Source organism: Actinoallomurus spadix (assembly GCF_024055725.1).
Taxonomy (GTDB): domain Bacteria; phylum Actinomycetota; class Actinomycetes; order Streptosporangiales; family Streptosporangiaceae; genus Actinoallomurus; species Actinoallomurus spadix.
Genome location: NZ_JAMXMX010000030.1, coordinates 45,611 through 69,875, shown reverse-complemented (window position 1 = coordinate 69,875; position 24,265 = coordinate 45,611). Strand labels below are relative to the sequence as shown.

General features: G+C 71.0%; 24 protein-coding genes and 1 tRNA gene. 12 read left to right on the top strand and 13 right to left on the bottom strand.

Translation table 11 applies throughout. The annotated features are described in order from the left end of the window. Positions 1 to 138: 138 nt before the first annotated feature. On the bottom strand, positions 139 to 639 hold the full coding sequence (locus NE235_RS32175; protein WP_252809671.1) for a VanZ family protein: 501 nt from the start codon (positions 637 to 639) through the stop codon (positions 139 to 141). Positions 640 to 800: 161 nt separating this feature from the next. Between NE235_RS32175 and NE235_RS32170 the strand changes: the two genes are divergently transcribed. Next, positions 801 to 1,856, top strand: coding sequence for a nitronate monooxygenase (locus tag NE235_RS32170; protein WP_252809669.1), 1,056 nt, complete (start codon positions 801 to 803; stop codon positions 1,854 to 1,856). Between the two features lie 77 nt (positions 1,857 to 1,933). Next, a complete protein-coding gene (gene recQ / locus NE235_RS32165) occupies positions 1,934 to 3,769 on the top strand; it encodes a DNA helicase RecQ (RefSeq protein WP_252809667.1) in 1,836 nt (611 codons plus the stop codon). 95 nt (positions 3,770 to 3,864) lie between these two features. Here the strand turns inward: recQ and NE235_RS32160 are convergent, their stop codons facing one another. The 9 genes from NE235_RS32160 to NE235_RS32120 all read right to left on the bottom strand — a co-directional run bounded on the left by NE235_RS32160 (position 3,865) and on the right by NE235_RS32120 (position 11,045). After that, complete coding sequence (locus NE235_RS32160; protein WP_252809665.1) at positions 3,865 to 4,137, bottom strand: GlsB/YeaQ/YmgE family stress response membrane protein; 273 nt, start codon at positions 4,135 to 4,137, stop codon at positions 3,865 to 3,867. A gap of 185 nt (positions 4,138 to 4,322) precedes the next feature. Then, entirely contained in the window at positions 4,323 to 5,222 is a 900-nt protein-coding gene (locus tag NE235_RS32155) for a proteasome assembly chaperone family protein (RefSeq protein WP_252809663.1), read from the bottom strand. 200 nt (positions 5,223 to 5,422) lie between these two features. Further along, the gene (locus NE235_RS32150) at positions 5,423 to 5,851 is read right to left on the bottom strand and encodes a GlcG/HbpS family heme-binding protein (protein WP_252809661.1); all 429 of its coding nucleotides are present in this window, start codon (positions 5,849 to 5,851) and stop codon (positions 5,423 to 5,425) included. After that, positions 5,848 to 7,296, bottom strand: a complete 1,449-nt coding sequence (locus NE235_RS32145; protein ID WP_252809659.1) for an APC family permease — start codon at positions 7,294 to 7,296, stop codon at positions 5,848 to 5,850. Before NE235_RS32145 ends, NE235_RS32150 begins: the two co-directional genes overlap by 4 nt. 428 nt (positions 7,297 to 7,724) lie before the next feature. Then, positions 7,725 to 7,797: transfer RNA gene (locus tag NE235_RS32140), tRNA-Ala, on the bottom strand. Between the two features lie 119 nt (positions 7,798 to 7,916). Continuing rightward, positions 7,917 to 8,555, bottom strand: a complete 639-nt coding sequence (locus NE235_RS32135) for a histidine phosphatase family protein (protein WP_252809658.1) — start codon at positions 8,553 to 8,555, stop codon at positions 7,917 to 7,919. Further along, positions 8,552 to 8,959: a ribosome silencing factor gene (rsfS, locus tag NE235_RS32130; protein ID WP_252809656.1), complete on the bottom strand. Its 408-nt coding sequence runs from the start codon at positions 8,957 to 8,959 to the stop codon at positions 8,552 to 8,554. The genes NE235_RS32135 and rsfS overlap by 4 nt, the downstream gene beginning before the upstream one ends. Before the next feature lie 35 nt (positions 8,960 to 8,994). Further along, positions 8,995 to 9,597, bottom strand: coding sequence for a nicotinate-nucleotide adenylyltransferase (gene nadD / locus NE235_RS32125; protein WP_252809654.1), 603 nt, complete (start codon positions 9,595 to 9,597; stop codon positions 8,995 to 8,997). 179 nt (positions 9,598 to 9,776) lie between these two features. Then, on the bottom strand, positions 9,777 to 11,045 hold the full coding sequence (locus NE235_RS32120; RefSeq protein ID WP_252809652.1) for a phenylacetate--CoA ligase family protein: 1,269 nt from the start codon (positions 11,043 to 11,045) through the stop codon (positions 9,777 to 9,779). Positions 11,046 to 11,185: 140 nt separating this feature from the next. Here NE235_RS32120 and NE235_RS32115 point away from each other — a divergent pair, with 140 nt between their 5' ends. The 5 genes from NE235_RS32115 to NE235_RS32095 all read left to right on the top strand — a co-directional run bounded on the left by NE235_RS32115 (position 11,186) and on the right by NE235_RS32095 (position 17,310). After that, on the top strand, positions 11,186 to 12,214 hold the full coding sequence (locus tag NE235_RS32115; protein WP_252809650.1) for a M48 family metallopeptidase: 1,029 nt from the start codon (positions 11,186 to 11,188) through the stop codon (positions 12,212 to 12,214). A 113-nt stretch (positions 12,215 to 12,327) separates the two neighbouring features. After that, the gene (locus tag NE235_RS32110; RefSeq protein WP_252809648.1) at positions 12,328 to 13,500 is read left to right on the top strand and encodes an ROK family transcriptional regulator; all 1,173 of its coding nucleotides are present in this window, start codon (positions 12,328 to 12,330) and stop codon (positions 13,498 to 13,500) included. Positions 13,501 to 13,621: 121 nt separating this feature from the next. Then, positions 13,622 to 15,865, top strand: coding sequence for a glycoside hydrolase family 3 N-terminal domain-containing protein (locus NE235_RS32105; protein WP_252809645.1), 2,244 nt, complete (start codon positions 13,622 to 13,624; stop codon positions 15,863 to 15,865). 177 nt (positions 15,866 to 16,042) lie between these two features. After that, the gene (locus NE235_RS32100; RefSeq protein ID WP_252809644.1) at positions 16,043 to 16,351 is read left to right on the top strand and encodes a PadR family transcriptional regulator; all 309 of its coding nucleotides are present in this window, start codon (positions 16,043 to 16,045) and stop codon (positions 16,349 to 16,351) included. Next, positions 16,348 to 17,310 (top strand): HD domain-containing protein, encoded by a 963-nt coding sequence (locus tag NE235_RS32095; RefSeq protein ID WP_252809642.1) that lies wholly within the window; start codon positions 16,348 to 16,350, stop codon positions 17,308 to 17,310. Before NE235_RS32100 ends, NE235_RS32095 begins: the two co-directional genes overlap by 4 nt. 260 nt (positions 17,311 to 17,570) lie before the next feature. Here NE235_RS32095 and NE235_RS32090 read toward each other — a convergent pair whose 3' ends face one another. Then, positions 17,571 to 18,029 (bottom strand): ATP-binding protein, encoded by a 459-nt coding sequence (locus tag NE235_RS32090; RefSeq protein ID WP_252809640.1) that lies wholly within the window; start codon positions 18,027 to 18,029, stop codon positions 17,571 to 17,573. 170 nt (positions 18,030 to 18,199) lie between these two features. On the opposite strand from NE235_RS32090, the gene NE235_RS32085 reads away from it, so the two are divergent. Further along, positions 18,200 to 19,012 carry a helix-turn-helix domain-containing protein gene (locus NE235_RS32085; RefSeq protein WP_252809638.1) on the top strand — a complete coding sequence of 271 codons (813 nt, stop codon included), beginning with the start codon at positions 18,200 to 18,202 and terminating at the stop codon, positions 19,010 to 19,012. Beyond that, positions 18,967 to 19,110: a DUF397 domain-containing protein gene (locus NE235_RS38800; RefSeq protein ID WP_406567657.1), complete on the top strand. Its 144-nt coding sequence runs from the start codon at positions 18,967 to 18,969 to the stop codon at positions 19,108 to 19,110. Before NE235_RS32085 ends, NE235_RS38800 begins: the two co-directional genes overlap by 46 nt. A 49-nt stretch (positions 19,111 to 19,159) precedes the next feature. Here NE235_RS38800 and NE235_RS32080 read toward each other — a convergent pair whose 3' ends face one another. Beyond that, positions 19,160 to 20,425, bottom strand: a complete 1,266-nt coding sequence (locus tag NE235_RS32080) for an MFS transporter (RefSeq protein ID WP_252809636.1) — start codon at positions 20,423 to 20,425, stop codon at positions 19,160 to 19,162. A 108-nt stretch (positions 20,426 to 20,533) separates the two neighbouring features. Here NE235_RS32080 and NE235_RS32075 point away from each other — a divergent pair, with 108 nt between their 5' ends. Beyond that, complete coding sequence (locus tag NE235_RS32075; protein WP_252809634.1) at positions 20,534 to 21,418, top strand: LysR family transcriptional regulator; 885 nt, start codon at positions 20,534 to 20,536, stop codon at positions 21,416 to 21,418. A gap of 65 nt (positions 21,419 to 21,483) precedes the next feature. Here the strand turns inward: NE235_RS32075 and NE235_RS32070 are convergent, their stop codons facing one another. Further along, positions 21,484 to 22,344, bottom strand: a complete 861-nt coding sequence (locus tag NE235_RS32070; RefSeq protein WP_252809632.1) for an SDR family oxidoreductase — start codon at positions 22,342 to 22,344, stop codon at positions 21,484 to 21,486. Between the two features lie 130 nt (positions 22,345 to 22,474). Between NE235_RS32070 and NE235_RS32065 the strand changes: the two genes are divergently transcribed. Both NE235_RS32065 and NE235_RS32060 read left to right on the top strand, forming a co-directional pair. Continuing rightward, entirely contained in the window at positions 22,475 to 23,092 is a 618-nt protein-coding gene (locus NE235_RS32065; protein WP_252809630.1) for a TetR/AcrR family transcriptional regulator, read from the top strand. 194 nt (positions 23,093 to 23,286) lie between these two features. After that, a complete protein-coding gene (locus NE235_RS32060) occupies positions 23,287 to 24,249 on the top strand; it encodes a zinc-dependent alcohol dehydrogenase family protein (RefSeq protein ID WP_252809628.1) in 963 nt (320 codons plus the stop codon). Positions 24,250 to 24,265: the final 16 nt, after the last annotated feature.

Here is a 24,265-nt window from a genome sequence, read left to right as displayed (position 1 = left end):
GACCGGATCCAGACCTTCCGGAAGAGCCGGCACGGGTCGGCCGCCGGGAGTCACGCCTGCGGGGGCGACCATGGTTGTCATCCGACAATCTTAAGATGCGTCACGAGTGGGTAACGAAACCGCATCGCCGATGCCAGGTCAACCCGGATGCGCCCAGCGGCCGAACCTGCGCCCCACGATGAGATAGGCGATGACCGCGCCGACGGTGTTGAGGATCACGTCGTCCACGTCGAAGCTACGGCCCGTGAGCACCAGCCCCTGGACCACCTCGATCGCCAGGGAGATCAGGGCCGCCGCCAGGGTCAGGCGCACGAGGCCGCGGAGGCGGTCGAAGAGGATCGGCAGGAGCACGCCGAGCGGCATCAGGAGCGCCAGGTTGCCGCCGATCTCGACGACCGCCTCCTTGACGCTCGGCCGGTCGAGGTAGAAGCGCAGCGTGGCTCCCGGATGCGGGTTGTCGTGCACCTGCCCGCCGGCGCCGTGCACGGGGCGCAGGGTCAGCCGGGCGAGCGCGACGGCGAAGACCACGGCCACCGCCAGGGCGACGAGGACCCACAACCACCGTATGAGCCGCACGGCGAAGGGCCGGGACGCCTTCTCGGTCTCCTCCGCACCGTGCCGCTTCGCGACGACCTGCATCTGCGCCTTCCTCGGGTTCACCGACAGGGACGTGCGCACCGATACCCGGCAGATCACCGGATATGCGCCGGGCAGGTGACGGGATCACCTGCGCCGTAGGATGTTTCGTTCACCGAACCCGCGGCCGGCCCGGCCGGCCCACGGCGAACGCGGAGGACGGGATGATCCTCGACGAACTGCCCGTGCCGATCGTGCTGGCGCCGCTGGCCGGGGGCCCGTCCACCCCACGGCTCACCGCGGCGGTCGGCGAGGCCGGTGGGCTGGGGTTCCTCGCCGCCGGCTATCTCACCGCCGAGGGCCTGCGCGCCCGGCTCGACGAGACCCGTGCGCTCACGCGCCGGCCCATCGGCGTGAACCTCTTCGTGCCCGGCCGCCCGGCGGACCCCGAGATCGTCGCGCGGTACGCCGCCGGGCTCGCCGAGGAGGCCGCGCGCACGGGCGCCGGTCTCGGAGAGCCCCGGTTCGAGGACGACGAGTGGGCCGCCAAGCTCGACCTCCTGACCGCCGCGCCCGTCCCGGTCGTGTCGTTCACCTTCGGCTGCCCGTCCCCCGAGGTCGCCGGGCGGCTGCACCGGGCGGGCAGCGAGGTCTGGGTCACGGTGACCCGGGAGGACGAGGCCGCCCAGGCCGTGGCGGCGGGCGCCGACGCGCTCGTGGTCCAGGGCGCGGAGGCGGGCGGGCACCGGGCCTCCTTCGTCGACGACCCGGCCGACCGCGGGGAGGAAATGGGGCTGCTGTCCCTGCTGCAACTCCTGCGGGCCGCCGTCGACGTCCCGCTGGTGGCGACCGGCGGCATCGCCACCGGCGCCGGCGTCGCGGCCGTGCTGGCCGCCGGCGCCTCGGCCGCGCAGCTCGGCACGGCGTTCCTGCGCTGCCCGGAGGCCGGCACCGCTCCGGTGCACCGGCAGGCCCTTGCCTCCTCGGCCCCGACCGCGATGACGCGGGCCTTCACCGGGCGCCTCGCCCGGGGGATCCGCAATCGCTTCATGCACCGGTACGGCGACGACGCGCCGGTCGCCTACCCCGAGATCCACCACGTCACCGCGCCACTGCGGCGGGCGGCGCGCGCCGCGGGCGACCCCGACCTGGTGAACCTGTGGGCCGGTCAGGCGCACGCTCTCGCCCGGGAGGTCCCGGCGGGCGAGCTCGTCGGCCTCCTCGCCGCGGAGACCGACGCGTCGCTGCGCGCCGCGGCCGCCCGCCTCCGGCGTGAGTGAGGGCCGTCCCGCGCCGGCCGTCCCCAGGGACCCGGTTCCGGGCACGACGGGGTGGGGGTTGCCCGTAGGGTGACGGGATGGCTTCCCCCGAACCGATGAGCGAGGCGTCCGAGGTCCTGCGGCGGGTCTTCGGCTACGAGGAGTTCCGCGACGGCCAGCGGGAGATCATCGAGCATGTCGTCGCCGGCGGGGACGCGCTGGTGCTCATGCCGACCGGCGGGGGCAAGTCGCTCTGCTACCAGATCCCCGCACTCGTGCGGAAGGGCGTCGGCGTCGTCGTCTCGCCGCTCATCGCCCTGATGCAGGACCAGGTCGACGCGCTGCGGGCCCTCGGCGTGCGCGCGTGGTTCCTCAACTCGACCCAGGACCCGGACGAGCGGCGCACGGTCGAGGCGGCGTTCACGGCGGGTGAGCTGGACCTGCTCTACCTCGCGCCGGAGCGCCTGCGCCTGGAGTCGACGCTGCGGCTGTTCGACCGCGCCGACATCTCGCTGTTCGCGATCGACGAGGCGCACTGCGTGGCGCAGTGGGGGCACGACTTCCGGCCGGACTACCTGGCGCTGTCGGTGCTGCACGAGCGCCGGCCCGACGTGCCCAGGATCGCGCTGACCGCCACCGCGACCCCGGCCACGCACCGGGAGATCACGGCGCGGCTCAATCTGGAGGACGCCCGTCACTTCGTGGCGAGCTTCGACCGGCCGAACATCCAGTACCGCATCGTGCCGAAGCGGGAGCCGAAGCGGCAACTGCTGGAGTTCCTGCGCACCGAGCACCCGGGCGACGCCGGCATCGTCTACTGCCTGTCCCGCGCGTCGGTGGAGAAGATCGCCGCCTTCCTGGTGGAGAACGACGTGACCGCGCTGCCGTACCACGCGGGCCTCGACCCGGCCACGCGCGCGGCGAACCAGGCGCGCTTCCTGCGCGAGGACGGCGTCGTCATGGTCGCCACCATCGCGTTCGGCATGGGCATCGACAAGCCGGACGTGCGCTTCGTCGCCCACCTCGACCTGCCCAAGTCCGTCGAGGGCTACTACCAGGAGACCGGCCGCGCCGGCCGGGACGGCCTGCCGTCCACGGCCTGGATGGCGTACGGCCTGCAGGACGTCGTCCAGCAGCGCAAGCTCATCGAGTCTTCTGAGGGGGACGCCGCGCACCGGCGCCGGCTCGCCGCGCACCTCGACTCGATGCTGGCCCTGTGCGAGACCGTCGAGTGCCGCCGCACCCAGATCCTCGCCTACTTCGGGCAGGAGGGCGCCACGTGCGGCAACTGCGACACGTGCCTGTCGCCGCCGGAGTCGTGGGACGGCACGGAGGCCGCGCAGAAGGTCCTGTCGACCGTCGTGTGGCTGTCCCGGCGGCGCCAGAAGTTCGGCGCGGGTCACATCGTCGACATCCTGCTCGGCAAGAAGACACCCAAGATCATTCAGAACGACCACGACACGCTGACGGTCTTCGGCATCGGCTCGGACCTGAGCGACGCCGAGTGGCGCGGCGTCGTCCGGCAGCTCCTGGCCCAAGGGCTGCTGGCCGTGGAGGGCGACTACGGCACGCTCGTGCTCACCGACGCCAGCGCCGCCGTGCTGCGCGGCGAGCGGCAGGTGCCCATGCGCCGCGAGCCTGCGCGGCCGGCGCCCAAGGCGGCGAAGGCCGCCAAGGCCGGCCGCGCGGCCGCCGCCGACCTGCCCGAGGAGGCCCTTCCGGTCTTCGAGCGGCTGCGTGCCTGGCGCGCCGCCACCGCCAAGGAGCAGGGCGTCCCGGCGTACGTCATCTTCCACGACGCGACGCTGCGCGAGATCGCCACGCGCGCCCCGGGCTCACTCGACGAGCTGTCCTCGGTGAACGGTGTCGGCGAGAGCAAGCTGGCCAAATACGGCCCGCAGATCCTCGACACCCTCGCCACGCCGCAGGACTGAGCGGCGGCCCGCCCGCGCCTCCCCGGGTTCCCCGGTTCGCGGCGCTCGCACCGGCTGAGACCGGGTCGGACGCGCGCGGGCCGGGAGGTCGGAGGTCAGCGCACCCCTCGGCGTCCGTACATGCCGGACACCAGCGCGACGCCGGCGGCGGCCAGCGCGACCTGGATGACGAGTTCGATCCAGTCGACGCCGTTCGTGTCGGCGACGCCGAGGCCGCCCGCGATCGCGGTACCGATCAGCGCGGCGACGATGCCGATGACGATCGTGAGCCACATCGGGATGTGCTGGCGGCCGGGGACGACCAGCCGGCCGAGCGCACCGATGACCAGGCCGATGATGATGGCGAAGATGATGCCGGTGATGTGCATATCCAGTGCTTCCTTACACTCGGGGGTCCGGGCGGTCGGATGGTTCCCACGAATGAGCGCGGTATGCACGGCAACGCGGCGTTTCGGCATCATCGCTGTTCAGCGGCCGATTCATCGTCGTCACGGACGCCGGACGGGCGTCCGGGCGGCGATCCCCGCCGAACCGCCGCGCCGGACGCCCGGGTCTACTGGTCGTTCTGTTCGGCGAGGAAGCGCTCGAACTCGGCGGCGATCTCGTCGCCGTCCGGCATCCGGGCGGGCGAGCCCGCCAGCGGCAGGCTGTTCCGTCCGGCCTCCACGATCGCGTCGTACTGGACCTCGAGGTTGCGGACCGCCTCCGCGACGTCCTCCGACGCGGCGACCTCACCGTCGATCTGCTCCCGCGCCTGCGCCGCAGCGTCGTCGAGGTCGGCGGTCGGGAACATCAGGCCGGTGGCGGACGTGACGCCGTTCAGCAGCGCGATCGCGGCCGTCGGGTACGCGGACTGGGCGAGGTAGTGCGGCACGTGCGCGGCGAACCCGATCGCGTCGTGCCCGGCCTCCGCCATGCGGTACTCGATCAGCGCGGCGGCGCTTCCCGGCACCTCGGCCCGGTTGATCCACGCCGGGTGCTCCCCCAGCAGGTCGGGCCGGTTTCCGTGCGGTGTCAGGCCCGTCTCCCGCGTGTGGGGCACCGCCATCGGAATGCCGTGCAGGCCCACCGCCAGCCGGACGTCGAGCCGCTCGCAGAGCGAGATCACCGCGGCGGCGAACCGCTCCCACGCCCGGTCCGGCTCCGGCCCGGTCATCACCAGGAACGGCACCCCGACGGCGTCCTCACACGCGTACACGGTGAGTTCGGGCGCCTCATAGTCGACCCAGCGGTCCGTGTCGAAGGTCATCGGCGGCCGCCGCGACCGGTAGTCGATGAGCGAGTCGACGTCGAACGTCGCGACCAGGCGGGCGTCCAGCGTCCGCAGGTGCCGGGTCGCCAACTGCCCGGCACGTCCGGCGTCCATGAAACCGTCAAGGTGATACACCAGCACCGGCCCGCTCAACTCCGGAACATCCTCGGCCAGCGTGTAAAGCTCACTCGGATCGGCCACAGAGCCCTCCTCAACACGTCAATGTCCCTACGAACGTGCCAGACCGCGGGCGAATTCCAGCACCCGCCGATTTGTCACGGCGATCGGCGAATCTACGACGTGCCGCCGAGGAACGACGAAAGGCCCCCTTCCGTACGGTGCCGATGGGCGCCGGAACATGTCCCCGGCGCGGTCCCAGACCGCGCCGGGGACGGTCCGGATCACCCGGGGCCGGCCGCCTGCCGCCAGGCCCGCTCACCGGCGCTCGCGCAGGCGACGTCCTCGGCCACCGTCCCGCCGCTGACCCCGACCGCGCCGGCGACGCGGTCGCCTAGCCGGAAGGGGACTCCGCCGCCGAAGATCACGAATCGTCCGGACGCGTGGGCGTGCAGGCCGAACAACGGTCCTCCGGGGGCGGCCTGCTCGGCGAGCTCGTGCGTCGCGATCCGGTTGGCGACCGCCGTGTAGGCCTTGTCGGGCGCGAGCACCGGGCCGGCGATCTCGGCGCCGTCCATCCTCATGAAGGCCACCAGATGACCGCCCGCATCGACGACGGCGACCGAGACCAGCGCGCCGGCGCTCTCCGCCTCCGCCACCGCCGCCTCGCAGACCCGCAGCGCCGTCGTCAGGGTGATGGGGTCCGTACTCACGAGGCCACGGCCTCCGCCGCGTCGGTCTCCCCGGTCGCCAGCACGGCCCCGGCCCGCGTGAGACGCTCCGGCCGGGCACGGCCCAGCCACACCGCGATCAGCGCGGTGGCCACGATGAAGGCCACGATGGCGTACGGGAAGAGGTTGTACGGCGCCTTCGGGATCGGCCAGACCGAGCCGTAGATCGGGATGAGCATGAGCAGGATGCCGAGCACGGGCAGCACCACGTGCCGTACGGCGTTGAAGTGCTCCCGCCGTTCCCGCAGGAAGAACCGCACGCACGCGATGTTGGTCAGCATGTACACCGGCACGATGGCCAGCGTGAGCAGCGCGCCCAGATAGGCGTAGGCGTTGAACGGGCCGGTCGCGAAACCGACGGCGAACGTGACCAGCGCCGCGAACACGGCCACCGTCCAGATCGCCCGGTTCGGCGAGCGGTGCCTGGGGTCGACGTGCGCGAGCCGCCGGGGCAGCATCCCCTCCCGGCCCATGGCGAAGATGATCCGCACGATGCCGTTGTTGGAGTTCATGACCACGGCGAAGATGCTCGAGATCCCGGCCAGCCCGATGAGCAGCTTCATCCAGGGTGCGTACGTCGCGGCGAGCGTGTTGAACGGCGCCTGGTCGGCCGCCAGCCTGGCCGCGTCGCCGGTGCCGAAGCCGACCATCTCGCTGTAGGTGCAGAACAGGTAGATCACGCCGACGAACAGCGTGGACAGCGCGATGCCCCGGGGTACGTTGCGCCTGGGCTCGCGGACCTCCTCACCCAGGGTGGTGGCCGCCTCGAAGCCCACGAACGACAGCACGCCGTAGACCATGCCGAGCGCCAGGCCGGACGGGCCCCTCGGCGACGACGCCGGGTTGAGCGGCGCGAGGGACAGCCCGTGCGCACCGCCCTTCACCAGCACGATGACGCTCAGCACCATGATGACGAGCACCTCGGCGCTGAAGAGGGTCAGCGCCGTCCGCAGCGAACCGCGGATGCCGCGCAGCGAGAGCACCAGCATCAGCACTGTGAAGGCCAGGGAGATCAGGGCCCAGTGCACGTGGACGCCGTACGACGCCAGGAGGTCGTGCGTGTAGACGCCGATCAGCGCCAGTTCGGCCGGCACCAGCAGGGCGTAGGCCACGAACATCAGCCCGCCGGTGACGAACCCGCTGCGCGCGCCGATCCCCCGGGAGACGTAGGTGTAGAAGGCGCCCGCGCTCGGCAGTTCGCGGGCCATCTGCATGATGCCGCTCGCCGTGATGAGCACGCCGGCCATGGAGATCACCATGACCAGCGGGGTAGCCGCCCCGGCGAAGCCGGCGACGAGCTGGGGATTGAAGTAGACGGACACCGCGGGCCCCATCAGGGCGGCGGACATGATGACCGCGCCGAGAAGGCCGACCGCGTTCCGTTGCAGGGTCGTCCGGTCTTCCGGTGCCGGAGACGTTCCACTCACTGGCGACCACCTTAGAAAGGCACTGGGCGGCACCCCCGCCACCGCCGAGATGATGTCGCCAATCCTCCGGCGACCACCAAAGTGACGGAACTGCCATCTTGTTACCAGAGTGCCCCCCTTTCTTACGCTCTGCCCGAAACCCGCCCCAGCGCCCCCTACAGCGAGAGACAAGCGACCAGAACCCGCACGCGAGCGAAAGGCCCCCCGGACACAGGGAGAAGAGAGCCGCCCCCCGAGGCCCGATGGGGCCAAGCCAGCCGACACCCCAAGGACGGATGGGGGGAAAGGGGGCGAAGCCCCCAAGAGGGGGGCCGTGGGGGGCGGGCCCCCCACCGCGGGGGGCCGGGGGGGTCGTCCCCCCGGAGGAAATGACGAGGGCCGGTGGGGAGGAAGCTCCCGCTTCCGACCACACCGGCCCTCGGCCCGAGTGGAGCTATGGGGATTCGAACCCCAGACCTCCTCCATGCCATGGAGGCGCGCTACCAACTGCGCCATAGCCCCGCGCTTTCCGATCGGGGTTTCCCCCGTTCGGTGCTGCGCCAGTCTATAGGAATCCGCGACCAGACCTGTAATCGAATGCCCGGCACGGCCCTGAACTGGGTGAACGACTCATCGCGGCGTCACGCGTCGCCTTCGGCGGCGCGGTCGTCGCTGAGCACGGGCTCCGGCAGGGTGCCGGCGTTGTGCTCGGCGAGGCGCCAGCCGCTGCGGCCCTCTTCGAGGACGGACCAGCAGCAGTTGGACAGTCCGCCGAACCGGCCCCAGAGCTCTTCGGGGAAGCCGAGCCAGCGGAGCATGCCGAGCCGCAGTGCGGCGCCGTGGGAGGCGACGACGAGCAGGCCGCCCGCCGGAATCTGGGCGAGGCCCCGTTCGAAGGCGGCGGTGACCCGCTTGGACACCTGCTCGGTGGTCTCGCCGCCGGGCGGCTGCCAGAGGGCGTGCTCGGCGGGGTACTTCGCCCGGATCTCGGCGTTGGTCAGCCCTTCCCATTCCCCGCCGCCGCGTTCGATCAGGTCGCGGTCGGGGGTGACGGGCAGGCCGGTGACGGCGCTGAGCGCCTGGGCCGTGTCGGCCGCGCGCTGCAGCGGGGACGCGATGATGGCGCTCGGGCGGAGCGCGGCGAGGAGCCGTGCGGCCCGGGCGGCCTGTTCGCGGCCCGTGTCGTCGAGTGGGATGTCGGTGGATCCCTGGAAGCGGCGTTCGACGTTCCAGGACGTCTGACCGTGCCGCCACAGCACGATCTTACGCACTTCGGTCACTGACCGTCACCGGCCCGTACGCGCTGTTCGGAGTGGGCGTTGATGTCCTCCGGCAGGGGAACCGGCGGGCAGTCCTTCCACAGGCGTTCGAGCGCGTAGTAGACGCGGTCCTCCTCGTGCTGGACGTGCACGATGATGTCGGCGTAGTCGAGGAGCACCCAGCGCCCCTCGCGTTCGCCCTCGCGGCGGATCGGCTTGGCGCCGGCGTCCTCGCGCAGCCTCTTCTCGATCTCGTCGACGATGGAGCGCACCTGGCGGTCGTTGGCCGCCGAGCACAGGACGAACGCGTCGGTGATGACGAGCTGGTCGCTCACGTCGTACGCGATGATGTTGTCGGCCAGCTTCTCGGCCGCGGCCTCGGCGGCGATCTGGACCAGCTGGTTGGCCCTCTCGGATGCGGTCACGGTGTGGTCGTTATCCTCCTCGTGGGGCGTTACCGTCAACCGTCACGATAAAGCCCCCGTTTGTTTATGTACTGCACGATTCCGTCTGGGACGAGGTACCAGACGGGTTCCCCGGCTCGTACCCGCTCGCGGCACTCGGTCGAGGAGATCGCCAGCGCGGGCACCTCGACCAGGCTGACACCGCCTTCGGGAAGGCCGGGATCGGCGAGGTGGTGTCCGGGCCGGGTACACCCTATGAAATGCGCGAGCCGGAACAACTCATCAGTGTCTCGCCACGTCAACATCTGGGCCAGCGCGTCGGCACCGGTGATGAAGTACAACTCAACGTCAGGACCGTATATTTCGCGCATCTCGCGGAGGGTGTCGATCGTGTACGTGAGCCCGGGCCGCTCGATGTCGACCCGGCTGACCGAGAATCGCGGGTTCGAGGCGGTCGCGATGACCGTCATCAGGTAGCGGTCCTCCGCGGCCGAGGTCTTGCGGCCCTCCTTCATCCATGGCTGGCCGGTCGGCACGAAGACGACCTCATCGAGCCGGAACAGGTGGGCGACCTCACTCGCCGCCACGAGGTGACCGTGGTGGATGGGGTCGAACGTGCCGCCCATGATTCCGATGCGGCGGCGCTGCGGGGCGGTCATGCGCCCTCCTTCGCCGGGCGAGTGACCGGGAGGCCGCGTTCGTCGTCTCGCTCGCTGCGCTCGCTCATGCGGCGACCTTAGTAAGCACGTGTCTCCGGTGTTTCACCGCGGCCCTCCTTACCGATCGCGGACCGCGTCATTGCCCCTTCGCGTGACATCGTCCCCCGGCCGGCGGGAGGTCAGTCGAGGCCGGGCAGGGGTGGTTCTCCCGAGTCCCACGTCACCACCCGGACGGCCTTGCCGTCCGCGCGCGGGATCGTCCCGGGCGGCAGGTCCCGTACGTCGCACGACAGGCCCAGCTCCGCGGCGAGCGCCGGCGCCAGCCCCTGCCCGGCGCCCTCGCAGGCCACGACGAGCCGCGGCATGGGGGTCCGGCGGTCGACGACGACCTGGTAGTGCGGCGAGGCGTGCCGTACGACGACGGACTCGATCTGGCGGGGGAAGACGTTCACGCCGCGGATGACGAGCATGTCGTCGCGGCGGCCCAGCACCTTGCTCATCCGGACGAGGGTGCGGCCGCACGGGCAGGGTTCGCGGGACAGCGACGCGACGTCGCCGGTGCGGTACCGCAGCAGCGGCATGGCCTCCTTCGGGGTGCTGAACACCAGCTCCCCCGGCGTACCGTCCGGTACAGGGGCGCCGGAGGCGTCGACCGCCTCGACGAGGAAGTGGTCCTCGTTCACGTGCAGCCCGGAACGCTCCAGGCACTCGGTCGCCACACCCGGTCCGATGATCTCCGACAGGCCGTAGATGTCCAGGGCGGCGAGGCCCAGCAGCTCCTCGATCGTCGAGCGCAGCCCCTCCGACCAGGGCTCGGCCCCGAACAGGCCCGCCTTGAGGCGCAGCTCGATCCCGGCCGCGCGCGCCGCCTCGCCCAGCCGCACGGCGTACGACGGCGTGCAGGTCAGGATGTCGGGGCGCAGGTCGGCGAGCAGGCGGAGCTGGCGTTCGGTCATGCCGCCCGACATCGGCACGACGGTCACGCCGAGGGCCAGCGCGCCCTGATGGATGCCGAGGCCGCCGGTGAACAGGCCGTACCCGTACGCGTTGTGCACCACGCTGCCGGGCGCCGCGCCCGCGCAGGCCAGCGACCGCGCGCACATCCGCGCCCAGAGCGCCAGATCCCGCTTGGTGTAGGCGACGAGGGTGGGCCGCCCGCCGGTGCCGCTGGACCCGTGCACGGCGGCGATCTCCTCCCTGGGCACGGCGACCATGCCGTACGGGTAGGAGTCCCACAGGTCCTGTTTGGTGGTGAAGGGCAGCCGGTGCAGGTCGTCGAGCGTGACGTCCTGGCCGCCGTCCACGCCGGCGGCGCGCAGCCGCCCGCCCTGCAGGCCGTCCGCCGCGATCAGCCGGTCGATCAGGTCGCGCAGCCGGCGCTGCCGCACCACGGCGAGCTCGTCGCGCGACATCGTCTCCGCGGGCTCCGGCCCGTACGCCTCCGCCATGCAGGGAGTAGACAGCCGCCGCCCACCGCCGCGCAAGGGGTCGGCGAGGAACGTCCTCCGCGCGGCCCGGCGCGGACCTGGCCGGATCCCGCCCGGGGAACTCCGCGCTCTGACCGGCCGTCAGAACTAGCATGCCGAATATGACGAGCAATACACCCGACCGTTCTCGCACCCGCTTTCCGGGAATCAGTTCCCGCGCCTATGAGCATCCCGCGGACCGGTCGGCGCTCGTCGCCCTCCGGTCGCTCACCGGCTTCGACACGGTGCTGCGGCGCCTCGCCGGGCTGTTCAGCGAGCGCGCGATCCGCCTGATGGTCCTCGGCGGCACCGTACGCGCGGGCGAGCGCCAGTACCGCCACATCCACGACATCGTCCGGGACAGCGCCTACATCCTCGATCTGCCGCAGGTTCCGGAGGTGTACGTCACGCAGGACCCGGCGCCGAACGCCATGACGATCGGTGTCGACACCCCGTTCATCGTCCTCAACACCGGCCTGATCGACCTCCTCGACGACGAGGAGCTGCGGTTCGTGATCGGGCACGAGGTCGGGCACGTCCTGTCCGGGCACGCGGTGTACCGGACGATGGCCATGATCCTCACCAACCTCGGCGCCCGGATCGCGTGGCTGCCGCTGGGTAACATCGCGATCGCGGCGATCCTGATGGGGCTGAACGAATGGCAGCGCAAGTCCGAGCTGTCGGCGGACCGCGCGGGCCTGCTGGCGGGCCAGGACGTCGAGGCCGGCAAGCGGGCGCTGATGAAGCTGGCGGGCGGCGCGCGCCTGTCGGAGATGGACGGCGAGGCGTTCCTGGAGCAGGCACGGGAGTACGACGCGGCCGGTGACGTGCGCGACGGGCTCCTGAAGTTCCTCAACCTGCTGAACCGCTCGCACCCGTACGCCGTGATCCGGTTCGCCGAGCTGGACCGGTGGGCCCGTGACGGGGAGTACACCCGGATCCTCGGCGGGGACTACGAGCGCCGCGCGGACGACGGCAATGCCTCGATCACCGAGGAGATCAAGAACGCGGCGAACGCCTACCGGGAGTCCTGGAACCGCAGCGCGGACCCGTTCATCGGCACCGTCAAGGGCGTCGCCGAGGGTGCCGTCAACGCCGGGGAGCGGCTGTTCGGCCGGTTCGCCCGCGGCGGCGACAACGGGGGGAACTGACACTCCGGCAGAGCCGGAAGGGGGGATCCGGGCGGGCCGTACCCGGCCATCGGCGCAGGGCGGGGAGAGACACGCGTAGCCTTGAGTTCACTTCTTGAACGCGAGGGGACTCCATGCCGACGCCAGGCTCATCCGCGACGCCCGGATCGCAGTCGTCGCTCCGGGAGGCGAACCAGCGCCGGGTGATCCAGGCCGTACGCGAGGCCGGAGCGCCGACCCAGGCCGACATCGCCCGGAGCACGGGCCTGTCGCGGGCGACCGTCTCCAACATCGTGCGGGAGCTGGCGGCGCGCGGCGTGCTGGTCACGACGCCGACGTCGGCGGGCGGCCGCCGGGCCCGCGCCGTGTCGCTGGCACCCTCCGCCGGGCTCGCCGTCGGCGTCGACTTCGGCCACTCGCACCTGCGGGTGGCGATCGGCAACCTGGCCCGCGAGGTGGTCGCCGAGGAGGCGATGCCCCTCGACGTGGGGGCGTCGGCCGCAGACGGGCTGGGGGCGGCCGAGCACCTGATGGACGGGCTGCTGGCCGGCGTGGGCGCGACGAGGGCGGACGTGCTGGGCGTCGGGCTCGGGGTGCCCGGGCCGATCGACGCCGCGAGCGGCACACTCGGATCGAGCACGATCCTGCCGGGGTGGGCCGGCATCGAGGCGGCCGAGGAGGCCCGGCGGCGGTTCGGCCGTCCCGTGCACGTGGACAACGACGCGAACCTCGGCGCGCTGGCCGAGGTCACCTGGGGGGCGGCGCGCGGCCACACCGACGCCGCCTACATCAAGATCGCCTCGGGGGTGGGGGCCGGCATCGTCATCGGCGGCCGCGTCTACCACGGGCCGGGCGGCACCGCCGGCGAGATCGGCCACATCACGCTGAACGCGGACGGCGCGATGTGCCGGTGCGGCAACCGTGGCTGCCTGGAGACGTACGCCGGCGGCCGGTACCTCGCCGACCTGCTGCGGCCGACCCACGGCGACGGCCTGACGACGGCGCGGATCGTGGAGCTGGCCCTGGCCGGCGACGCCCCGTGCCGGCGCGCGGTCGGTGACGCGGGCCGGTACGCCGGGGCCGGCGTGGCCAGCCTGTGCAACCTGCTCAATCCCCGCCTGGTGGTGGTCGGCGGCGACCTGGCACGGGCGGGCGACCTCCTGATCGAGCCGATGGCCGAGGCCGTCCGGCGCTCGGCCGTCGCCAGCGCGGCGGCGCTCGTGTCGATCGTGCCCGGCGTGCTCGGCGACCGCGCCGAGGTCCTCGGCGCGTTGGCGCTGGTCATGAACGTCTGGGAGGCGGTTTAAGACCTGAACGCAAGTGGCAGGCTTCGGCCAATTTTGCGTTCAGGTCTTGATTTAAGTCCTGCGTTGGGTCTTTGATCGCAGGGCTCACTCCCTCCTGACCCCCCGCCTGGAGCAACGCTTGATGAGACTCCGGATCAAGGCCGCCCGCATCGGGACGGCCGTAGCGATCACCGCCTCGGGGCTGGCCCTGACCGCGACGGGCGCCAGCGCCCAGGTCCGCTACCTCGACCCGCACGCCTCCATCTCCTCCCGCGTCGCCGACCTCCTCAAGCGCATGACCACCGAGGAGAAGGTCGGCCAGCTCGCCCAGCCCGCCGTCGTCAACATGCAGGGCGACTGCCAGTGGTCGGGCGGCGCCCTCACCGAGTCCTGCATGCAGCACGTCCTGGGCGACCTGAAGGTCGGCTCGGTGCTGTCCGGCGGTGGCGAGAGCCCGCCGAACAACACCCCCAAGGACTGGGCCGACATGGTGAACGCGGTCCAGAAGTACGCGATCGATCACTCCCGGCTGCACATCCCGATCGTGTACGGCGTGGACGCCGTCCACGGGCACAACAACGTGCTCGGCGCGACCAAGTTCCCCCAGCAGATCGGGGTCGGCGCGACCTGGGACCCGCAGCTCTCCGAGGCGATGGGCGAGTCGACGGCCCGCGCCGTGAAGGCGACCGGCCCGCAGTGGGACTTCGCCCCGGTCCAGGACATCTCGCGCGACACCCGCTGGGGCCGCTTCTACGAGACCTACTCCGAGGACCCCTACCTCGCCGGTGAGCTCGGCGCCGCCAACGTCTGCGGCCTCGAGAAGACCGGGCAGGTCAGCGCGACGGTGAAGCACTTCGCCGGCTACTCCGCGCCGTTCAACGGGCACGACCGCACCGAGTCCCACATCGACCCGCGCTACCTCCAGGACACGTTCCTGCCGTCGTACAAGGCGGCCGTGGACGCGGGCGCGGACACCGTCATGGTGAACTCCGGGTCGATCAACGGCATCCCGGCGCACGCCTCGCACTACCTGCTGACCGACCTGCTGCGCCACCAGTGGGGTTTCAAGGGCGTGGTGGTCAGCGACTGGAACGACGTCGACGCCCTGCGCACGTCGTACCACCTGACCGACACCTACGCGGGCGCCGTGGCCATCGCGGTCAACGCCGGCGTCGACATGGGCATGCTGCCGCCCGGTGAGGTCGACGGGTTCGTCCAGGGCCTGTCGGACGACGTGAAGAGCGGAGCGGTCAGCAAGCGCCGGCTCGACGAGGCGGTCTCCCGGATCCTGACGCTGAAGTTCAAGCTCGGCCTGTTCGAGCACCCGTACGTGGACGCGTCCAAGGCCAACGCGGCCGTGCTCGGCACGGACAAGGACCTCGCGGTCAAGGCCGCGACCGAGTCGCAGACCCTGCTGAAGAACGACGGCAACGTGCTGCCGCTCTCCACGGACCTCGGCAAGGTCGTCGTGACCGGCCCGAACGCCGACTCGATCCCGAACCAGAACGGCGGCTGGACGATCGCCTGGCAGGGCATCCCCGACGGCGTCAACGACCCGGGCGTCACCGTCTACCAGGGCATCAAGAACGTCGTCGGCGACCACGCCAAGCTCGTCCCGGACGCCGACGACGCGGTCGACCAGGCCAAGGGTGCCGACGCCGCGATCGTGGTGGTGGGCGACAAGCCCGGCGCCGAGGGCGTCAGCGACCAGGAGCTGCCGGAGCTGTCCGCCGACCAGCAGGACCTCGTCGACCGGCTGCAGGCCACCGGCAAGCCGGTGATCGTCGTGGTCGTCGCCGACCGGCCGCTCGTACTCGGCAAGGCGGCCGACGCCAAGCAGCTGCTGATGTCCTGGCTGCCCGGCAGCGAGGGCGGCACGGCCGTGGCGAACGTCCTGTTCGGCAAGGCCAACCCGAGCGGCCGCCTGCCGGTCTCCTGGCCGAAGAGCACCGGCGACGAGCCGATGTTCTACCAGCAGCTCAATGGCACCAACAGCGGCACCAGCTCCGGCTACGACCCGCTGTTCGCCTTCGGCGCGGGCCTGTCGTACACGACGTACGCGGTCCAGGGCGTCTCGGTCTCCGGGAGCGGCACGGTGAAGGTGTCGGTGAAGGTCGCCAACACCGGCTCCCGCGACGGCGACTTCGTCGTTCCGGTCTTCGCCCAGCTGCCGGTCAGCCGGATCCTGACCCCGCCGAACCGCCTCGTCGCCTTCACCCGGGTGCCGCTCAAGGCGGGCCAGTCGACCACCGTGTCGCTGTCCTTCCCGCGCTCCCGGCTCGCCGTGACGCAGGGCGACATCAACGGCTCCGGCACCCGCGCGGTGCTCCCGGGCCAATACAAGATCGTCGCCGGCGACAAGTCCGCCGACCTGACCATCCACTAGCCGAACCGGCCGCCGGCCGGACCCGACACCGCGGAGGCCGCGGGGCGATCGTGAATCGCCCCGCGGCCTTTCCGTCGTCGACGCTCCGCGGCCCGGGTCAGAGGAACATCACCCGAGTAGCGATGTGACGCTTCGCACTTGATATCTAGAGTTCGAGACATGGTGGATGGTCCCCGGATGACTCTGCAGACGATCCTCGTCCTGAAACTGATGCTGTCCGATCCGGCGAAGCGGCGCTTCGGGCTGGAGCTGTGCGCGCAGACCGGTCAGCCCAGCGGCACGATCTACCCGATCCTTGCCCGCCTGGAGCACTTCGGCTGGATCGAACGTCACAAGGAGCCGGCGGCCGAACACCTGGCCGAAGGCCGGCGCGCCCGCTACTACTACACGCTCACCGACGAGGGCGCCGTACGTGCGAGCGCCGCCCTGGAGCGTGCCGAGCGATCACGCGGACATGCCGCGAAGCCACGGTCGGTGACCTCATGACCGCCCTGCTGGAGCCGCTCTTGGCTCGCTTGCCCGCCGACGTTCCGATCACCGATCGCGACAGGATCCGGCACGCATACGAGTTCGCCGCCCGCTGTCACGAGGGCCAGTTCCGCAAGAGCGGCGACCCGTACATCACCCATCCGGTCGCGGTCGCGGAGATCGCCATCGACGCCGGGTTGGACGTCGCGACGGTCTGCGCCGCCCTGCTGCATGACATCCTCGAGGACACCGACTGCGACGTCACCCGGCTCCGCGAGGAGTTCGGCGACGAGATCGCCACCCTGGTCGCGAGCATCACCGGCCTCGGCTACCGGCACGCCCCAGGGGCCATCGGCGCCGCCGACGACCGGGTGCTCGCCCTGAAGGTGCTGGACCGGCTGCACAACATGCGTACCCTGCGGTACCTCGAGAAGGAGAAGCAGCGGCTGAGAGCCCAACAGACACTGGACGTCATGGCGCCCCTCGCCATGCGCCTCGGCCTGCGGGACGTCTCGGACGAGCTCGAGTCGCTCGCGCGCGAACGGCTCAGCGTTCTCTCCGGGGACACCGGCGCGGCGGTCCGGGCACTCGCTCTCGGTGCACTGTTACTCCCGCCGGCGGTCAGATCGCGTTACCTGGACGAATGGCTCGGAGAGCTCGATGTCCTGCCGAGCCGCCGCGCCCGGACCCGGTTCACGCTGAGCCTCACGCTCGGCATGCCCGCTTTGGCCCTGACCCTGCGCCGCCGCCCAACGCGGGAGGTTCTCTCCCGGCGCCTCCTGACCGGCCTCCGCTGGCTCCTGCGGACGGACCTGCGCACCTGGACGCCGCTGACGCTCCTGATCGGCTGGATGATCCTTGAGACCGCGCGGACGAGCGTCGTCGACGCCGTGGTCACCCTGATCACCGTGCCGCCCGTCATCCACGCCGGAGTCGTCCGCCTGCGCGCGAGGATCGGCACCGACGATCCAGAATGAGAAGTCCTCATGGCCGGCTCCGACCCGGTTGCTCACTCGCGACCCGGGGGGTGGGGCGTCTCGTTCGACGCCGTCTACTCACGCGATGACTTTCTCGCCTGAGTAGAGGCCGCCGAACGAGACGCCTGTTTCTCTCGGGTCCACCGCGCGCGAGGCTCATGCCCATGAGACGCCGATCACGGCTTTCCCCTCCTTTCCTGTACGGGCTCACATTCTTCTTCTACCCCTCAGCGGCGATGCCCTGTAGGCCGCTTTTTCTCTTACTCCTCCTCATTTTTGGGGAGACGGGCCCATACGATCTTCCCGCCGCCTTTCATCTTCGGGATCCGCCGAGAACCCCAGCTCTGGGCGAGCCGGGAGACGATGAAGAGCCCTTTGCCGCTCGTGGAGAGGAGGAATCCGTCCCCGTCGGCCAGGGTTCTCGGTCTGGGCAGCGCCCATGACGGATCCCAGACCTCGATGAGGGGGCTGCCGGCGTTCCAGCAGAGCATGAGCTTGAAGAACTCCGCGGCCGGAACGTGGACGTACGCGTTCGTGATGAACTCCGAGGCGATGAGAGTCGCGTCGTCCACCAGGTCGGGGCGCCCCTCCACGAGCATGCGGTGCTCGATGAAGGTACGGGCGATGTCGGCGGCCTGAGGCACCGGCCGAAGCGTCACGACGGTCTTCCGATCGCCGTCGTCCATCACCGTCTCGATCGGGCGCACCATCGCATCCATGGCCACCCACCCCCATCTGCCCTATTTCAGGCTTCTCGGTCCATTCCGGATCGCTTTATGTCATCCAGTGCCTTTCCCGGATGCAATCGAAAGCGGTGACAGGAATTCTGGACCGACCCATGGGAGAGGCGTAATCTCTCCCGGAGACACTGGAGAGATTCGGGGGCCTGATGAGCGAGGGGATCACGCTCGATCCGGATTCTGATCCGTGGGACAAGATAACGCTCGACCTGCAATTCCATGCCAAGAAGTCCAATATGTCCTACAAGCATGTCGCGAGGCTGCTGGGTCGTAGCTACTCCAATGTCTCCAACATCATGACCGGGCGTAGGAGGATCAAGGAGGAGGACGCGGCGAGGCTGGATGCGCACTGGGAGCTCGGCCAGCACTTCACCTGGCTGCTCAAGCAGGCCAGGAGACAGGCCAATCAGGACCGCGAGTGGTTCAAGGCGTACCTGGGTCATGAGGCGGCAGCGGACACGATCAAGACCTACGAAGCCTTGGCGGTGCCGGGGCTGTTCCAGCTCCCCGAATACGCCGCCGCCCTGATCGGCGCCCTGGGCACCCAAGACGTCGAAGAGCAGGTGGCCAGAAGAATGGCCAGGCAGGTCATCCTCAGCAAACGGTCGCCGCCGACCATCTGGGCGTTGCTCTCCCAGAATGCCCTCGACTGGCCCGTTGGCGGGTCGCAGGTCATGCGCGACCAGCTCGCGCACCTCCTCAGCCTGGCGAAGCTACCCAATGTGGGCATCCGGGTGGTGCCTCGAAGCGCCGGGGCGCACGCAGGGTTCAGCGGCAGCTTCACACTCCTTTTCGGAGAGTCTGGAGACGTCGCTCACACTGAGGCATCAGGCAGAGGGCGTCTCGTCGAGTCTCCGTCCGAAGTTCGGCAGTACTGGGACAGATACGATCGAATCGGCCAATCAGCACTGCCGGAATGCGCATCACTCGAGCTGATCGAGAAGTTGATGAAGGAGCTGTGATGCAGGAACTCATCACGGACGATGACTGGCGGAAGTCCTCCCGGAGTGGCAACGAGGGTACGAGCAACTGCGTCGAAGTGCAGCTGCAAGACGTCTGATTGACCGATCGAGGAACCCACGACCCGGAAGTTGTGGGTTCCTCGCGTCTCAGGAGCGGCGGCCGGAGGAGGCCAGGGTGAGGCCCGCGGCCAGGCAGAGGGCCGCGGCGATGGCGAAGGCCGTGCCGCCCGCCAGGCCGCCCATCACCGCCACGCCGAGGGTGGCGCCGACCTGGCGGACCGCGTTGAGCAGGCCGCTCGCCACGCCGGCCATGCCCTCGGGTGCCGCCTGCACGACGCCGGTGACCAGGGCGGGCAGGGAGAAGGACACGCCGAAGCCGATCAGGAGCATGCCGAGCCACGGCACCGGGGTCGCCGCGAGGCAGCCGAGGGTCAGCAGGGTCAGTCCGGCCAGGACCGGCGGGCGCGATCCGAACCTCGCGACCAGCCGGCCGGTGACGAGCGGGTTGAACGCGGTCGGCAGCGTCAGCGGCAGGAACGCCAGGCCGGTGGCGACCGGGCCCAGGTGACGCTGCAGCGACAGCGTCAGCACGAACAGCCCGCCCGACAGCGCGAAGTTCACCGCCGCGCCCGCGATCAGGCCACGGCGTACGCCCGGCTCGGCGATCACCGCGCCGGGGACGGCCGGGGACGCGCTGCGCCGTTCGACGACGACCATGATCGCGGCGAGGGCGGCGGCCGCGATCGCCGAGACGGCGCGCCGGTCGACGATGGCGTCGGTGAGCACCGCGAGGAAGGCGCAGGCCACGAACTGGGCCCGCCAGTCGATCGCGCGCCCCGTCGCGGGCACCCGGATGTCGCGGACGAGTACGAGGCTGACCAGCGCCACCGGGACGTTGACGAGGAACACCGCCCGCCAGCCGCCGGCCGAGACCAGCAGCCCGCCCACGACCGGGCCGGCGGCCAGCGCGCATCCGGTGATCGCGGCCCAGGCGCCGAGGGCACGGCCGCGCGCGGCGGGGACGGCGTAGAGCCGGGTGATGATCGCCAGGGAGCTCGGCAGGCAGAGCGCGCCCGCCGCGCCGAGCACGGCCCGCAGGACGACGAGGACGGGCAGGGTCGGCGCCGCCGCGCTGAGCAGGGACACCAGGCCGAACGCGGCGACACCGGCGGCGAACACCCGGTGCGCGCCGAACCGGTCCGACACCGCGCCCGCGGTCGGCAGCAGCGCGGCGAACGTCACCGTGTAGCCGGTGACCGCCCACTGCAGCCCGGCGATCCCGCCGCCGAGGGAGGCGCGCAGGTCGGGCAGGGCGACGGTCAGGACGGTGGTGTCCAGCAGGACCAGGAAGTAGCCGAGCGAGAGGCCGAACAACCGGCTCGCCCGGGAGATCGTGACGGTTTCGGGAGACACGTGAAACTCCAGGAGAATGGGGTGCGTCCACCGTCGCGGCACTCACCCGTCCGCCTCCACCGGCGACGGCGAACGTCGCGTTCGGCATCACCGAAAGGCCAGGTCAGCGTGGAGTTCCGGCAGTTGCGCACGTTCCTCGCCGTCGCCACCGAGGGCACCGTCACGGACGCGGCGATCACCGTGGACCTCGCGCCGTCCTCCGTCTCGGAGCAGGTACGGGCGCTGGAGCGGTCGCTCGGCGTCGTCCTGTTCGATCGGACGCCGGAGGGCATGCGGCTCACCGACGCGGGCCGGCGGATGGAGGTGTGGGCCCGGCGGCTGCTCGACCAGGCGGACCAGGCGCGCCGGGAGGTGACCGGGCGGCCGGCCGTCGGACGGCTCGGGGCGCTGGAGACCCTCGCCGCCACCCTGGTCCCCGGCATCGTCGAGCGGCTCGCGGCGCGCCGCCCCGACCTGGGCATCGAGGTCGCGCCGCTGAACCGCCGGGACATCCTTCAGGGGGTCGACGCCGGTTCCCTCGACGCCGGGCTGCTCCTGGACAGCGGTCCGGCGGTGGGCGGGCTGGGGTTCGACGTGCCGTCGCGGCTGGACTTCCTCGACGTGGAGGACGTGCCGCTGGCGTACGTCACCGCTCCGGGAGCGGCGCGCGACCGCCTGCTCGTGACGCCGCCGGGCTGCTCCTTCCGGATCATCGCCGACCGGGTGCTGGGCACCGACGGTGAACGTACCGAGCTGGGCTCCGTGACGGTCATCCACGGCTGGGCACGCCGGGGGCTCGGCGCGGCTCTGCTGCCGGAGTTCGCCGTCGCGGAGGATCTCCGCTCGGGCGTCCTCGTCGGCCACCCGGTCGCCTCACCCGACGTCGCGCTGCGCCTCGTCTGGCGGGCCGACCGCGAGGACACCGTCCGCGAGCTGCTGTACGCCGCCGGTGGCGGCGGCCTCCGCGACGCGGCCCCGGCAGGAGACATGCGGGCGGCAGCCGCGGCGAGCTGATCCCCGTACCACCGCCGTCGCTCGCTCGAGAGGCCGGAAAGGGCCTGGCGATGCCGGTCCGCGGGTCAGCCGGTCGTTCCGGGGGCTGGGACGGCGTGTTCGGCGGCGCGGCTGACCTGCTCCCAGGCCGCCCAGGTGCGCATCCGCCGCCGGGAGATGTCGAAGGCCAGGTCGTAGACCATGCTGCCGAGCAGCAACCGCAGCGGCGGATCATCGCTGTCGACCAACGTCAGCAGCGCTTCGGCGGCCAGACGCGGCTCGCTGTCGATCGAGCCTTCGGCCCACTGTCTCTCCAGCTCGGCGCGCAGGGAGGCGTACTCCTCCATGGGTGAGGTCATGGTCATGGAGGAGTACAGGTCGGTCCAGTAGCCGCCGGGCTGCACCATCGTCAGTTTGACGCCGAACGGCGCGATCTCCATGGCCAGGGCCTCGCTCATTCCTTCCAGCGCGAACTTGCTCGCGCTGTACATCCCGGTGCTCGGGAAGCCGCCGAGGGCGGCGATGCTGGAGATCTGCACGATGTGACCGGATCTCCGCGCGCGCAGGTGCGGCAGGACGGCCTGGCAGACCCACATGGCCCCGAACAGGTTGACGTCCAGCTGAGCGCGTGCCTCGGTCTCGGTGAACTCCTCGACCATTCCCGAGGACATGGTCCCGGCGTTGTTGACCACGATGTCGAGCCGGCCGAAACGCTGGATGGCGGCGTCCACGGCGGCGAACACCGCGGCACGATCCGTCACATCGAGGGTGAGGGTGAGGAGCCGATCCCCATACCGGCCGTCGAAATCCTGTGCCCTCATCGTGCGGGCCGCGGCGACCACCTGATCGCCGCGCTCCAGCGCGGCGACGGCGAACGCACGGCCCAGGCCGCGGCTGGCTCCGGTGATGAACCAGGTGCGGGACGAACCCGTCGCGGGGGTACGCAAGGTGCTGCTCCTTCTGCCTTGACTCGAACCACCGAGACGATCCGTCTCGTCTCGATACGAGAGCGTAGCGATCTCTGTTCGCCACTGTCAAGACGGACCGTCTCGTCTCACTCCTGTTAGATTCGACGGCATGACGACGCAGCGGAGGTCCTCCTCGAACACGTCCCGCCGGAACGAGGCGTCACGGCGAGCCATCCTCACCGCGGCGTTCGAGCTGATCCAGGAGGTGGGGTACGCCAAGCTGAGCATCGAGGGCATCGCCGCCCGCGCGGGCGTCGGCAAGCAGACGATCTACCGCTGGTGGCCCTCCAAGGGCGCGGTCCTCTTCGACGCCTTCCTTCTCATGCTCGGAGGCGAACAGCCGCCCGGCGGCGAGGCCGCTCTGCCCGACACCGGAGACCTGGAGGCAGACCTGAAGACGGTCCTACGGGCCACGGTCGAGGAACTGAACGATCCGCGCTACGACGAGCCGATGCGCGCACTGAACACCGAGATCACGCACGACCCGGCGCTGGCCGCGCTCTACGCGGAACGGCTGGACGGGCCGATGAGAGAGATGAAGAAACGACGGCTTCGCAGCGCTCAGCGGGCCGGGCAACTCGCCGAGGACCTCGATCTCGACGTGGCCGTGGAGATGGTGTGGGGACCACTCCTCAACCGATGGCTGCAGCGCAGCGGAGCGCTCACTCCCGAATACGCCGACAGCATCGTCGAGACGGCGCTGAACGGACTGCGCCCGCGTCACTGAGCCTTCAGCGCGCGTTCACCGCTCGCGGCGAGATCCATCGACTCGGAGCGTCGGATCGCGGGGAGTGAGGCGAACGGCCGGTCACCCGTCTCACTTCGGCCGGCCGGACGGTGGCGTTCGTTAGCGTCCCGTCGTGTCCGGAGGCACTGCGCCCGGAACGCCCCCCCGATCGAGCCCAGAACACGGAGACGACATTGAAGGCAGTCGCGATCCAGGCATTCGGTGATCCCGAAGGACTGGCGGTCATCGACCTTCCCGCCCCGGCTCCCGCCGGCGGACAGGTTCTGATCACTACTGAGGCGATCGGCGTCGGCGGCGTCGACACTGTGATCCGGAGCGGTGCCCTCGCCGCGTACGGCTTCAGGGAGGGTCATATCCCCGGCGGCGAGGTGGCGGGCATCGTGACCGCGGTCGGCGACGGCGTCGACGCGTCCTGGATCGGCCGGCGGGTATGGGCGTTCACCGGCACGGGCGGCGGCTACGTCGAACAGGCGATCGCCCCGGTCGAGGAGATCCTCCCCCTCCCGGCGGACCTGTCCCCCGTCGACGCGGTGACCCTCGGCAGCTCCGGAGTGGTGGCCCACTTCGGGCTCTCCCACGCCCACTTCTCCCCTGGCGAGTCGGTGCTGGTGCGCGGCGGGGCCGGCAGCATCGGGATCATGACGGTCCAGCTCGCGGCCCGTGGTGGCGCCGGCGCGGTGGCGGTCACGACGTCGTCGGCCGAGCGCGGCGAGCGCCTGCGCGGACTCGGCGCGACCCACGTGCTGGACCGCTCCGGCGAGGGAGGCGAGGACGCTCCCGGCGGCTATGACGTGATCATCGACGTCGTCGCCGGTGCGGACATGCCCTCCTTCTTCACCAGGCTGAACCCCAACGGCCGGATGGTGGCCGTCGGCGCGGTCGGAGGACAGCCGCCGGCGGACTTCGGCGCGAAGCTGATGGCGGACTTCCAGAAGTCGCTGTCGTTCGCCACCTTCAGCGCCGCCACCGTGGCCGAAGCCGACCGGCGTGCCGTGCGGACCGCGCAGTTCGCCGACGCGAGCCACGGCGAACTGCGCACGGTGGTGCATGAACTGCTGCCCCTGGAGCAGGCCGTGACGGCGCACCGGAAGATGGACGCGGGCGAGGTCTTCGGCAGGATCGTGCTGACGCCTTAGCCCACGCTCCGCTCGT

Coding starts and splice junctions, on each gene's coding strand:
- NE235_RS32175 (WP_252809671.1), bottom strand. CDS start 639: ATGCAGGTCGTCGCGAAGCGGCACGGTGCGGAGGAGACCGAGAAGGCG.
- NE235_RS32170 (WP_252809669.1), top strand. CDS start 801: ATGATCCTCGACGAACTGCCCGTGCCGATCGTGCTGGCGCCGCTGGCC.
- recQ (WP_252809667.1), top strand. CDS start 1,934: ATGGCTTCCCCCGAACCGATGAGCGAGGCGTCCGAGGTCCTGCGGCGG.
- NE235_RS32160 (WP_252809665.1), bottom strand. CDS start 4,137: ATGCACATCACCGGCATCATCTTCGCCATCATCATCGGCCTGGTCATC.
- nadD (WP_252809654.1), bottom strand. CDS start 9,597: ATGACCGCCCCGCAGCGCCGCCGCATCGGAATCATGGGCGGCACGTTC.
- NE235_RS32120 (WP_252809652.1), bottom strand. CDS start 11,045: ATGGCGGAGGCGTACGGGCCGGAGCCCGCGGAGACGATGTCGCGCGAC.
- NE235_RS32115 (WP_252809650.1), top strand. CDS start 11,186: ATGACGAGCAATACACCCGACCGTTCTCGCACCCGCTTTCCGGGAATC.
- NE235_RS32110 (WP_252809648.1), top strand. CDS start 12,328: ATGCCGACGCCAGGCTCATCCGCGACGCCCGGATCGCAGTCGTCGCTC.
- NE235_RS32105 (WP_252809645.1), top strand. CDS start 13,622: ATGAGACTCCGGATCAAGGCCGCCCGCATCGGGACGGCCGTAGCGATC.
- NE235_RS32100 (WP_252809644.1), top strand. CDS start 16,043: ATGACTCTGCAGACGATCCTCGTCCTGAAACTGATGCTGTCCGATCCG.
- NE235_RS32095 (WP_252809642.1), top strand. CDS start 16,348: ATGACCGCCCTGCTGGAGCCGCTCTTGGCTCGCTTGCCCGCCGACGTT.
- NE235_RS32090 (WP_252809640.1), bottom strand. CDS start 18,029: ATGGATGCGATGGTGCGCCCGATCGAGACGGTGATGGACGACGGCGAT.
- NE235_RS32085 (WP_252809638.1), top strand. CDS start 18,200: ATGAGCGAGGGGATCACGCTCGATCCGGATTCTGATCCGTGGGACAAG.
- NE235_RS38800 (WP_406567657.1), top strand. CDS start 18,967: ATGCGCATCACTCGAGCTGATCGAGAAGTTGATGAAGGAGCTGTGATG.
- NE235_RS32065 (WP_252809630.1), top strand. CDS start 22,475: ATGACGACGCAGCGGAGGTCCTCCTCGAACACGTCCCGCCGGAACGAG.